The organism is Asanoa sp. NPDC049475, from assembly GCF_040676915.1.
GTDB lineage: Bacteria > Actinomycetota > Actinomycetes > Mycobacteriales > Micromonosporaceae > Asanoa.
The window spans coordinates 18,954-29,884 of sequence record NZ_JBFAPY010000001.1 but is presented as its reverse complement, the minus strand read 5'-3'; the positions used below and the strand labels follow the sequence as shown (position 1 = coordinate 29,884).

At 72.5% G+C, this 10,931-nt stretch carries 11 protein-coding genes and 1 pseudogene; 5 read left to right on the top strand and 7 right to left on the bottom strand.

Annotated features, from left to right (window positions below; all coding sequences use genetic code 11):
- The 5 genes and pseudogenes from AB0J88_RS00155 to pdhA form a co-directional block, all read right to left on the bottom strand.
- Positions 1-1,903: pseudogene (locus AB0J88_RS00155) on the bottom strand (hypothetical protein); the annotation flags it as partial.
- 194 nt (positions 1,904-2,097) lie between these two features.
- Positions 2,098-2,238: a hypothetical protein gene (locus tag AB0J88_RS00150; protein ID WP_176985345.1), complete on the bottom strand. Its 141-nt coding sequence runs from the start codon at positions 2,236-2,238 to the stop codon at positions 2,098-2,100.
- Positions 2,239-2,440: 202 nt separating this feature from the next.
- Positions 2,441-3,880, bottom strand: coding sequence for a dihydrolipoamide acetyltransferase family protein (locus AB0J88_RS00145; RefSeq protein ID WP_364354019.1), 1,440 nt, complete (start codon positions 3,878-3,880; stop codon positions 2,441-2,443).
- Positions 3,877-4,866, bottom strand: a complete 990-nt coding sequence (locus tag AB0J88_RS00140; RefSeq protein WP_364354584.1) for an alpha-ketoacid dehydrogenase subunit beta — start codon at positions 4,864-4,866, stop codon at positions 3,877-3,879. The genes AB0J88_RS00145 and AB0J88_RS00140 overlap by 4 nt, the downstream gene beginning before the upstream one ends.
- The gene (pdhA, locus tag AB0J88_RS00135; protein WP_364354016.1) at positions 4,863-5,987 is read right to left on the bottom strand and encodes a pyruvate dehydrogenase (acetyl-transferring) E1 component subunit alpha; all 1,125 of its coding nucleotides are present in this window, start codon (positions 5,985-5,987) and stop codon (positions 4,863-4,865) included. Before pdhA ends, AB0J88_RS00140 begins: the two co-directional genes overlap by 4 nt.
- Before the next feature lie 426 nt (positions 5,988-6,413).
- Between pdhA and AB0J88_RS00130 the strand changes: the two genes are divergently transcribed.
- On the top strand, positions 6,414-7,022 hold the full coding sequence (locus AB0J88_RS00130) for a hypothetical protein (protein ID WP_364354013.1): 609 nt from the start codon (positions 6,414-6,416) through the stop codon (positions 7,020-7,022).
- Between the two features lie 2 nt (positions 7,023-7,024).
- Here the strand turns inward: AB0J88_RS00130 and AB0J88_RS00125 are convergent, their stop codons facing one another.
- A complete protein-coding gene (locus AB0J88_RS00125; protein WP_364354010.1) occupies positions 7,025-7,531 on the bottom strand; it encodes a histidine phosphatase family protein in 507 nt (168 codons plus the stop codon).
- 90 nt (positions 7,532-7,621) lie between these two features.
- Between AB0J88_RS00125 and AB0J88_RS00120 the strand changes: the two genes are divergently transcribed.
- Entirely contained in the window at positions 7,622-7,900 is a 279-nt protein-coding gene (locus AB0J88_RS00120; RefSeq protein WP_364354007.1) for a DUF6458 family protein, read from the top strand.
- A gap of 55 nt (positions 7,901-7,955) precedes the next feature.
- Here AB0J88_RS00120 and AB0J88_RS00115 read toward each other — a convergent pair whose 3' ends face one another.
- Positions 7,956-8,633 (bottom strand): hemolysin III family protein, encoded by a 678-nt coding sequence (locus AB0J88_RS00115; RefSeq protein ID WP_364354004.1) that lies wholly within the window; start codon positions 8,631-8,633, stop codon positions 7,956-7,958.
- 91 nt (positions 8,634-8,724) lie between these two features.
- On the opposite strand from AB0J88_RS00115, the gene AB0J88_RS00110 reads away from it, so the two are divergent.
- The 3 genes from AB0J88_RS00110 to AB0J88_RS00100 are packed head-to-tail and all read left to right on the top strand — an operon-like array spanning position 8,725 to position 10,917.
- Complete coding sequence (locus AB0J88_RS00110) at positions 8,725-9,333, top strand: allophanate hydrolase subunit 1 (RefSeq protein ID WP_364354001.1); 609 nt, start codon at positions 8,725-8,727, stop codon at positions 9,331-9,333.
- Positions 9,330-10,181, top strand: a complete 852-nt coding sequence (locus tag AB0J88_RS00105; protein WP_364353998.1) for a biotin-dependent carboxyltransferase family protein — start codon at positions 9,330-9,332, stop codon at positions 10,179-10,181. Before AB0J88_RS00110 ends, AB0J88_RS00105 begins: the two co-directional genes overlap by 4 nt.
- Entirely contained in the window at positions 10,165-10,917 is a 753-nt protein-coding gene (locus AB0J88_RS00100; RefSeq protein WP_364353995.1) for a 5-oxoprolinase subunit PxpA, read from the top strand. The genes AB0J88_RS00105 and AB0J88_RS00100 overlap by 17 nt, the downstream gene beginning before the upstream one ends.
- Positions 10,918-10,931: the final 14 nt, after the last annotated feature.

The following is a 10,931-nucleotide window of genomic DNA, read 5'->3' as shown; positions in this document are numbered from 1 at the left end:
AGCCGGGCTGCGGGCCGCCACGGCCGCCCTCTTCCGGACGACCCGGCGCATCCGGGAAAACAGGCTGACCACCGAAGCCGCTCTCGTCGCCACGGGCCGGCGAGCCCGGGAAGCCCTGGCCGCCACCGAAGCCACCGTCCTCAGGACGGCCAGGCTGCGGCTGACCGCCGAAGCCACTATCCCCCGGACGACCGCGCCCACCCGGGAAACCAGGCTGACCACCGAAGCCGCCCTCGTCACCGCGGGCCGGCGAGCCCGGGAAGCCCTGGCCGCCACCGAAGCCACCGTCCTCGGGACGGCCAGGCTGCGGCTGACCGCCGAAGCCACCCTCCTCCGGGCGACCCGGCGCACCCGGGAAACCGGGCTGACCGCCGAAGCCGCCCTCGTCACCGCGGGCCGGCGAGCCCGGGAAGCCCTGAGCGCCGGCGAAGCCGCTCTCGCGGGCCGGGAAGCCGGAGTCCTCGCGGGCGGGCGAGCCGGGGAAGCCCTGCGGCCGGAAGCCACCCTCGTCGCCACGGCCCGGGAAGCCCTGCGGGCCGGCGAAGGCGCTCTCGTCGCCGCGGCCGGGGAAGCCCTGCGGGCCGCTGCTGGGTGCCTCGCCGAAGCCCGGGAAGCTGCCGCCGGCCGGCGAGCCCGGGAAGGCCGAGCCGGGCTGGTCTGCGCTGGGTGCGAACCCGCTGGGCCCACGGAACTGCTCGGCACCCTGGCCGCCGAAGCCGGGCGCCTCCGGTGCGGCCGGCGAGTCGGCGGGAGCGCCGACGGCACGGCCGTAGACCCGCGGCTGCGGCGGCGCGCTCGAGGCCTGCGGGATCGGCTGGTCGGTCGCCGGCTGGACGCGGCTCGCCGTCGGCACCGAGGCGCTCGCGCTGACCGCGCGGCCGGCCGACGCCGTGCCGCTCGGCGGACCCGACGTCGGGCCGCCCTGGCTGGGCACCGCCGGCTGGGCGGGACGCTCGTCGGCGGGCTGCTCGGGAGCGAACTGGCCCGGGTCGATCCGCACGGCGCCCATCGGCACCGACGCGGCACCCATCGAACCGCCGCCGACCCGTGCCGACCCGACCGACGCCGAGCCGACTGACGCGGAGCCGGCCGGGCCCGACCCCATGGGTGCGGAGCCGCCCTGCGGCCCGCCACTGGTCGGGGCCGCGCCCTGGGGCGGAGCGGACGGCGCCGCACCGGAGTCACCGAAACCGCGGGTGCCGGCGGCGAAGCCGGAGAAGCCACCGGAGTCACCGCTCGGGAAGCCCCCCGAGTCACCGCTGGGCCGGCCGGACTGCGCCTCGGCACCGCTCAACGGCGGCGGAGGGGTCCAGCCGCTCGGGCCGGAGTAGTTGCTGGGCGCGCCGGACGAGGGCTGGTTGCCGCCCTGGTCGGTCGGCTGCGGGATCTGCACGCGGCCGGTGGCCGGGCTGTCACTCGAGCTGCGCGGCTGCGGCACGCTCGGCGGGTATTCGGTCTTGCCGTGGTAGTCGATCGCGCCGTACCGGTCACCGGCGTCAGCCGGCGACTCGCCGGGCGGGAAGGCGCTGAAGGACGCGCCCGGGACCCGGGTCTGTTGCGGCGGCAGCGGCGTCGGCTCGGCCGCCTGCGGGATCGGGGCCGGCGCGGGCGTGTACGGCGCCGGGGGCTCGTCGTGCATGCCCGGACGGCGGCCGTTGACGCCCCCGTGCTCGGCCCCACCGCGCGGGGCGCCGTAGGTGTTGTCGGGCGCCGGAGCGCCCCACTGGCCGCCCGGTGGAGGCGTCCACTGGTCCGTCCGCTGTGGTGGGTCATATCCCGGCGGTGCCCAGGCCTCGCCGGCCGGTCGGCGCCGCGGGTCGGCCTCGCCGAAACGGTCCCCGCCAGCGTCCGGGGCAGCTTCGTCCGGCTCGTAGCCGGGGTGCTGCGAACCCTCGGACGTCATCGTCGCCTCCTCCATCGCGGAACAACGACCCCGGTGTCATGCCGATGCCAGGGCAGCCGGACCAACCGTACCGGGCGGTGCGACGGGTAGGAATCCCGGTGCTGTGAGCAGCACCGCAACGGTGGATTCGGTAACCGCACCAACACGAAAGGTCCGCCCGGCAAGCCGGACGGACCTTTGATTACGGCGCGTGGTTATCGCTGGCTGCGCTGCGAGATCGCGATGATCTCGGCACGGACCGCCGGCGAGTTGGTCTCGCTGAGTGCCCGCTCGAGCGCACGGACGCGGCGCATCTGATCACGGTGCGTGCGGAAACGGTCCATCATGGTGCTCATTGCAAAACTCCCCTGGTCTGCACCGGTCGCCCCCAACCGGTGTCTGCATTCATTGTGGCGCATCCAGGCTTCGTTTGCCATCGATTATTAGGTGAGCCGCGCCACCAGCCGAACAAACTAAAGTCATCACCCAGGTGTACGGAAGAACAAAAGAAGCCGGCGTGGCCCGAAGGCCACGCCGGCTTCAGAACAAATGCCGCGATCAGGTCCAGGCCAACAGTGTCGCCTCTGGATCGGTGAGGAACGCGCCCACGTCGCGCAGGAACTTCGCGCCGAGCTCACCGTCGATGATCCGGTGGTCGAACGACATCGCGAGCTGGGTGACCTGGCGAATCTTGATCTCGCCCTCGTGCACCCACGGCGTATCGCGCACGGCGCCGAACGCGATGATCGCCGACTCACCGGGCGGCAGGATCGGCGTGCCCGCGTCGACGCCGAAGACGCCGACGTTGGTGATCGTGAGCGTGCCACCGGACATGTCCGCCGGCGGCGTCTTGCCCGACTTCGCGGTCTGCACCAACGCGGTCATCGCCTCGGCGAGCTCGCGCAGCGACAACCGGCCGGCGTCCTTGATGTTGGGCACGATCAGCCCACGCTCGGTCGCCGCCGCGATGCCCAGGTTGACGTAGTCCTTGACGATGATCTCGTCGCCGGCCCACGTCGAGTTGACCATCGGGTGCCGCTTGGCCGCCAGCAGGATGGCCTTCGCCACGAGGAGCAGCGGGGAGATCCGCACCTCGCGCCAGTCGGGCAGCGCCCGCAGCCGGTCGATCGCCTGCATCGTGCGGGTCATGTCGACGGTCAGGAACACCGTCACGTGCGGCGCGGTGAACGCCGACGCGACCATGTTCTCCGCGGTCAGCTTGCGCACGCCCTTGACCGGGATCCGCTGCTCGCGCTCGCCCGCCGGGATCAGCACCGCCGGCGCCGCGGCCGGCGCGACCGCGCCGCCGTTCTGCGCCGCCAGCACGTCGTCGCGGGTGATCGAGCCCTGCGGCCCCGAGCCGACCAGCGTGCGCAGGTCGACACCCAGGTCCTTGGCGAGCTTGCGGACCGGCGGCTTGGCCAGCGCGACCTGGTCGCGGCCTCCGGCGCCGGGGGCGTCCGCCGGAACCTCGACCGGCGCGGCCGGAGCGGGCACCACGGGAGCCGGCGCGGCCACGGGAGCAGCGGCAGCAACCGGAGCAGGCGCCGCGGCAGCCGGAGCGTCGCCCTTGCGGGGCCGCCGCTTCGCGGCCGCCGTCTTCGGCCCGTAGCCGACCAGCACCGCCGTGCGCCCACCGGGCGCCGGCCCACCGATCAGTCCGGGCTCGACCGCACCCTCGGCCGGCGCCACCTCGACCGCGGCCAGCGAGGCCGCGGACGGAGTGGGAGCGTCGCCCGCGGACGGGTCGGTGTCGATCGCGACGATCGGTGCGCCCACCTCGACGGTCGTACCCTCGGGGTGGTGGATCTCGACGACCTTGCCGGCCCACTTCGCCGGGATCTCGACGGCGGCCTTGGCCGTCTCCACCTCGACGAGCGGCTGGTTGAGCTCGATCTCCTCACCGACCTGGACGAGCCACTTGAGGATCTCGCCCTCGGTCAGCCCTTCACCGAGGTCGGGCAGGTTGAACACTTTGATCCGGGACATCGCGGTCACCAGCCGAACGAGCGGTCGACGGCGTCGAGCACGCGGTCGAGATCGGGCAGGTATTCCTCTTCGACCCTAGCCGCGGGGTACGGCGTGTCGAAGCCGGTCACCCGCAGTACGGGGGCCTCCAGGGAGTAGAAGCACTCCTCGGTGATCCGGGCGGCGAGCTCCGCGCCGAGGCCGACGTTGCTGGGCGCCTCGTGGACGACCACGCAACGGCCGGTGCGCCGGACCGACTCGTAGGCCGGGCCGAGGTCGAGCGGCGAGAGCGAACGCAGGTCGATCACCTCGAGCGAGCGCCCGTCCTCCTCCGCCGCGGTGGCCGCGTCGAGCGCGGTGCGCACCATCGGCCCGTACGCCAGCACCGTCACGTCGGTGCCGGGGCGGACCGTGCGCGACGCATGCAGGGGGTGGGCCGACGCCGGGTCCAGGTCGACCTCTACGTCGCCCTTCTCCCAGTAGCGCCGCTTCGGCTCCAGGAAGACGATCGGGTCGTCGGACGCGACCGCCTGCTGGATCATGAAGTAGGCGTCTTCGGGGTTCGAGCACGCGACGACCTTGAGGCCGGCGGTGTGCGCGAAGTAGGCCTCCGGCGACTCCGAGTGGTGCTCGACCGCGCCGATGCCGCCGCCGAACGGGATGCGGATGACGATCGGCAGCCGCACCTTGCCCTGCGAGCGGTAGTGCATCTTCGCCACCTGCGACACGATCTGGTCGTACGCGGGGTAGACGAAGCCGTCGAACTGGATCTCGCACACCGGGCGGTAGCCGCGGATGGCGAGACCGATCGCGGTGCCGATGATGCCGGACTCGGCCAGCGGGGTGTCGATCACCCGATCGTCGCCGAAGTCCTTCTGCAGGCCGTCGGTGATCCGGAAGACGCCGCCGAGCTTGCCGACGTCCTCACCCATGATGACGACCTTCGGGTCGCGCTCGAGTGCCCGACGCAGGCCGGTGTTGAGCGCTTTGCCCAGGGTCAGCTTTTCGGCCATCAGTGTGCGCTCCCCTCGAACGACGCCTGGTAGTCGCTGAACCCCGCGCGCTGCGCATCGACCAGCGGCGAGCCGTTGGGGTAGACGTTGTCGAAGATCGTCGAAGGCGCCGGGTCGGGCATGGCCAGCACCCGCTCGCGGAGGTGCACCGCCTCGCGCTTGGCCTGCTCGTCGACCTCGGTGAAGAACGCGGCGTCGGCGATCTGCTGCCTCTCCAGGAAGGCGCGTACCCGCAGGATCGGGTCCTTCGCCTGCCACGCCTCGACCTCGCTGGCGATCCGGTAGCGGGTCGGGTCGTCGGAGGTGGTGTGCGCACCCATTCGGTACGTGTAGGCCTCGATCATCGTCGGGCCCTGACCGAGCCGGGCGTGGTCGAGCGCGGCGCGGGTGACCGCGTACGACGCGAGCACGTCGTTGCCGTCGACCCGGATGCCGGGGAAGCCGAAGCCGGCCGCACGCCGGTAGAGGGGGATGCGCGTCTGCCGCTCGAGGGGCTCGGAGATCGCGTACTGGTTGTTCTGGCAGAAGAAGACCAGCGGGGCGTTGAACACGCCGGCCCAGATGAACGCCTCGTTGACGTCACCCTGGCTGGTCGCGCCGTCGCCGAAATAGGCGATAACCGCCTCACCGTCATCGGTGCCGGTCTTGCCGTCCATGGTCACGCCCATGGCGTACCCGGTCGCGTGCAGGGTCTGCGCCCCGATGACGATCGTGTACATGTTGAACTTGAACTCGTTGGGATCCCAACCGCCCTGGTCGACGCCGCGGAACAGACCCAGCGGCATGATCGGGTCGATACCGCGGCAATAGAGCACACCGTGCTCGCGGTAGGTCGGGAACGCCATGTCCTGGGGTCGCAGAGCGCGGCCGGAGCCGACCTGCGCGGCCTCCTGGCCCAGCAGACTGGCCCAGATGCCCAGCTCGCCCTGGCGCTGGAGGGCGGTGGCCTCAGCGTCCAGCTTCCGGACGATCACCAGATCGCGGTAGAGACCGCGGTATTCGTCGTCGGTGAAGTCGGCGCGGTAGACCGTGCCGTCGGATCTGGTCACCGACTCGATCCGCTCACCTTCGGGGGTGAGCAACTGGACAAGCTCCCCGTCAGGGGGCGAGCCTCCCTTGGCCATCCGTGTCTCCCTGTCTGTGGTGCGGTGCCGGGGGTTTCCCGACGCGCAGCTTGTTGCCTGTCGGGCATTGCCGACGGGCCCTACCTCACCGCGCCTGACCCGGTGGGGCCGCCGCGCGGTTGGGAGCCGACATCGCGTTCCGCGCCCGCCGCAGGGATGTGCTTGAGGCCACGGCCACGTTGCCGTCTTACCCATCCTCGCATTGCCGGGGGCGGTCCCACAGCTTGGTTGACACTCTCCATGATCGACCCTGCCTGGTCCATGCATGGTGAAAGTTGGCACATGGACACGCTGTAGATGACTGGCAAACCGAGCGTAACTGCGCAACCCTGATGGGCGGACGCGATGACCGAATAGGACTGTTTACCCCGGTTGATCCTGGTGGAACGCGCATCCCGAACCAGCTTGCAGACGAGGAGTTCGGCCATGCCGGACCTGGCCCCTTGGCCGCCACCCGGCGGTCGACATCGCGCCACCGGGCTCACTGGCCCGACCAGGCGGTACGCCCTGATCGTGCTCGTGCTGGCGGTGACCTCGTCGCTGCCGATCCTGGCGGCCATCGGCCCCGGTGCCGGCTCGGTGGACGAGGCCCTCGCCGGTGACAACCTCGGCGACACCACCCCGTTCATCCCGCCGCCGTCACCCGGCCCGGTGGTGGTGATCCCGATCCGGCCCGGACTCCCCGAGCGCCCTCCTCCGCCACTGGCCACGCTTCCGGCATCGGCCGGCGCGGCCCCACCGCCCCGGCGACCGACGCGTCAGACCAGCGCGAAGCCGCTGTCACCGGCCCGTCGCCAAGAAGCCGCCCACCGGAGGGCGACGCCGAAGCAGCACCGCCACCCGAAGCCGCGGGTTAACCGGGACCGCCCACGCGTGCCCGCACGGCCGCATCGGATCGTGCGCCAATACAAGTACAAGCTCTGGGACCGGCCACCGGCGTCCCTGCTCCGCCCGTGCCGGCAGCCGAAGTGGCGGCCGCCCGGCATCGGCCGAGAGTTCAAGCCACCGGGCGTCCCGCGGCGCCGCGGGCGCTGACCTCAGCCCCGGGCGGTGTGGGTCTCCAGCAGCGGGGCGGTGCCGGGGCCGCACTCGTCCCACGATCCCGCGTAGGCGTGCGCCGCGACCCCGCTCGTGCGCAGGTCGCCGGCGCTCGCCGGGTCGAGGAGCTCCGAGGCCTCCGACACCGACGGGTTGTGCCCGATGACCATGACGGTGTCGACCGCGTCGTCGACGCCCTGGATCAGGTCGATCAGGTCGGTCCCCTCGCCGTCGTAGACCTCGTCGCGGTAGTCGACCTCGGGCGAGGGCGCCGCTTCGCCGGCCGCGTCGGCCATGCCGAGGGCGATGCCGTGCCACGTCTGCCGCGTGCGCTTCGACGGTGAGCAGATCACCAGGTCGGGCCGGTAGTCACGGTGCGCCAGCCAGGCGCCGATCGCGCCCGCGTCGGCGTGACCGCGGTGAGTGAGCGGGCGGTCGACGTCGCCGACCCCCTCGGGCCGGTCGGCCTTGGAGTGCCGCACAAGCAGGATCCTGCGCTCGCTCATACCACCAAGCTTGCCTGATTGACGCCGCATCCACATGGGTAAGACGGACTGTGCCCGCCCGCTCTAGGCACCATTAAGGAGGCGACCGCAGTGGGTATCGGTGGCAGCATCTTCCTGATCGCCGTCGGCGCGATCTTCACGTTCGCACTCGATGTGAGCGTGGGCTGGCTCGACCTGGACGTGGTCGGTTGGGTCCTCATGCTCGCCGGCGTCGTCGGCCTGGTCCTGACCATGTGGCTCTGGCAGAGCCGCAAGCGGACCACAGTCGTGCGCGACACCCGGGCCACGCCCCCGACCGCTCCAATCCCCCCGGCCCAGGGTCGGGTCGAGGAGTACCACGAGGTGCGTCGCGACGACCGCGCGTACTGACCGTCGGTAGATCTGGTGGCCCCCCACCTGGCGGGGGGCCACTGCCATGTCCGGGCTAGGCGAAGAGCGCCAGGTAGATGGCCACGTGATGGCAGACGGCGGCGATCAGCGTGCAGGCGTGGAAGAACTCGTGGTGGCCGAAGACCGTCGGCCACGGGTTCGGGCGCCGCAGGGCGTAGAAGATCGCCCCGACCGTGTACGCCAGCCCGCCCGCGAGCAGCAGCAGGAGGCAGGCCACCCCGCCGTGCCGGACGATGTCGGGCAGCACGGCGAGCGCGACCCAACCGAGTGCGAGGTAGAGCGGCGCGGACAGCCACCGCGAGCCGTGTGGCCGCAGCAGCTTGAGCGTGACCCCGCCGATCGCGCCGGCCCAGACCACGCTCAGGATGATCGTCGCCGTGCGGGTCGGGAGCAGCAGCACGGCGAACGGCGTGTACGTGCCGGCGATGAAGATGAAGATCATGGAGTGGTCGAGCCGGCGCATGATCTGATAGCCGCGCTCGGACCAGACCCGGCGGTGGTACAACGCGCTGGTGCCGAACAGAGCACACACGGTGACGCTGTAGACGATGCAGCTCACGAGCGGCGACCAGCCGGGCCGGGTGGCGGCGATCGAGCACAGCACGATGCCGGCCACGACGGCGACGAAGAAGGCGTACGCGTGCAGCCAACCGCGCATGCGCGGCTTGCCGAGATCGGTCGGCCGCAGCCGGGACCGGGTGGACGTCGTCACTGGATCAGGCTACCGACCTGCGCTGACAGGAGGCTGGAAGTCCGCGCGACCACCCCTGTGAAGAGTCCCACCGGATGTCGACAATGGAATCGTGCACATTCGCTCGGTCGGCACGGCGGCCCTCCTCATCGAATGCGCGGCGGACGAGGTGGAGGCGTGGCGCGCCGAGCTATGGCGCCGCCGCGCGGCCGGTGAGCTCGCCGCCGCCGAGATTGTGCCCGGCGCGCGCACGGTGCTGCTCGACGGCCTGCCCGCACCCGACGCCGCGGCCGACCTGATAGCGGCCTGCGATCCGCCACCGCCGGCCGAGACCGCCTCCGGCGACATCGTCGAGATACCCACCGTGTACGACGGACCGGACCTAGCCACGGTCGCCGCACTGTGGTCGGTCCCGATACCCACCGTGATCGACCGGTTGACATCCACGGAGTTTCGGGTCGCTTTCTGCGGCTTCGCTCCCGGTTTCGGCTATTTGACCGGGCTGCCGCCGGAGCTGGCCGTGCCCCGGCTCGCCACGCCCCGCACCTCGGTGCCGGCGGGTTCGGTCGGGCTCGCCGGGCCGTACGCCGGCATCTATCCGACCTCCTCGCCCGGCGGTTGGCAGCTGGTCGGACGCACCGAGGTCACCCTGTTCGACGTCGACCGGGACCCGCCCGCACTGCTCGCGCCCGGCACGACGGTCCGGCTGGTGCGGGCATGACCGCCGAGCTCTCGGTGGTGCGCGCCGGGGCGTTGACGACGGTGCAGGACCTGGGGCGCCCCGGGTACGCGCACCTCGGCGTCCCGCGCTCCGGGGCGTTGGACGCGCCGGCCCTGAGCCGGGCCAACGCCCTCGTCGGCAACTCCTCGGGTGCCGCCGGGTTGGAGACCACGCTGACCGGTTGCGCGTTCCGGCTGGTCTCCGGCGGCGTGGTCGCGGTGACCGGCGCGGCGGCCCGGGTACGCGTCGACGGCGTCCCGGTCGACCTGGACGTGCCCGTCTCGGTGCCGGCCGGCGGCCTGGTCGACGTCGGCCGGGCGACGGCCGGGGTGCGGTCGTACGTCGCGGTCGCCGGCGGCCTGGCGGTGCCGCCCGTACTCGGCAGCCGCTCGACGGACACGCTCTCGGGGCTCGGCCCGCCGCGGGTGCGGGACGGCGACCGGCTCCCCCTCGGTCCGGTGCTGTCCGGCCCGGGCACGGCCTCGTTCCAGCCGGCTTCGGGCGGCGAGGTCCACCTGCCCGTGCGACTCGGGCCGCGCGACGGCTGGTTCACCGCTGCGGCCGTGGAGACGCTGCTGACGACGGCGTACACGGTGAGCCCGAACAGCAACCGGGTCGGCGTCCGGCTGTCAGGCGCGGCCCTGACCCGCGCGGACGCCTTCGAGCTGCCGAGCGAGGGTGTGGTCCTCGGTGCGGTCCAGGTGCCGGCCGACGGGCAGCCGCTGGTCTTCCTGGCGGACCACCCCACCACCGGCGGATATCCGGTGATCGCGGTGGTCACCGACGTAACCGCCCTGGCGCAGGCCCGTCCGGGCAGTACCGTCAGATTTCATGGACCTGAACGCTGACCTGGCCGAGGGCTTCGGCATCTGGCGGCTGGGCGACGACGACGCGCTGCTCGACGTGATCACCTCGGCCAACGTCGCGTGCGGCTTCCACGGCGGCGACTCGACCACGATGCGGCGGGTCTGCGCGACGGCGGCCGCCCGGGGTGTCGCCGTCGGCGCGCAGGTCGGTTACCGCGACCTGGCCGGCTTCGGCCGCCGCCGGATCGACTACGCGTTCGACGACCTGCGCGACGACGTGATCTACCAGATCGGCGCGCTCGACGGCTTCTGCCGGGTGGCCGGCAGATCGGTCCGCTACGTCAAGCCGCACGGCGCCCTCTACAACGTCGCCGCGGTCGACGAGGCGCAGGCGGCGGCCGTGGTGGCCGCGGTGCGCGACTACGACCGCTCGCTGCCGCTGCTCTGCTCGCCCGGGTCCAAGCTCGCGGAGATCGCCGTCGGCGCCGGGCTCACGGTCGTGGCGGAAGGCTTCGCCGACCGGGCGTACGAGCCGGACGGCAGCCTGGTCCCCCGCTCGCAGGAGGGGGCGGTGATCACCGACCCGGACGCGGTGGTGGACCGCGCGCTCCGGCTGGCCCGCCAGGGCACCGTGGTGGCGGTGGACGGCTCGGTCATCCCGGTGCGGGTCGCCTCGATCTGCCTGCACGGCGACACGCCCGGCGCGGCCGAGCTGGCCCGGCGCATCCGCGACGCCCTGACCGGCGCGGGTGTGCAGCTGAAGCCGTTCGCCGCATAGCCTCGTCGGCCGGT

Excerpts from the sequence above, each read along its gene's own strand:
- AB0J88_RS00150 (WP_176985345.1), bottom strand. The coding sequence starts at position 2,238 with ATGAGCACCATGATGGACCGTTTCCGCACGCACCGTGATCAGATGCGC.
- pdhA (WP_364354016.1), bottom strand. The coding sequence starts at position 5,987 with ATGGCCAAGGGAGGCTCGCCCCCTGACGGGGAGCTTGTCCAGTTGCTC.
- AB0J88_RS00130 (WP_364354013.1), top strand. The coding sequence starts at position 6,414 with ATGCCGGACCTGGCCCCTTGGCCGCCACCCGGCGGTCGACATCGCGCC.
- AB0J88_RS00125 (WP_364354010.1), bottom strand. The coding sequence starts at position 7,531 with ATGAGCGAGCGCAGGATCCTGCTTGTGCGGCACTCCAAGGCCGACCGG.
- AB0J88_RS00105 (WP_364353998.1), top strand. The coding sequence starts at position 9,330 with ATGACCGCCGAGCTCTCGGTGGTGCGCGCCGGGGCGTTGACGACGGTG.
- AB0J88_RS00100 (WP_364353995.1), top strand. The coding sequence starts at position 10,165 with ATGGACCTGAACGCTGACCTGGCCGAGGGCTTCGGCATCTGGCGGCTG.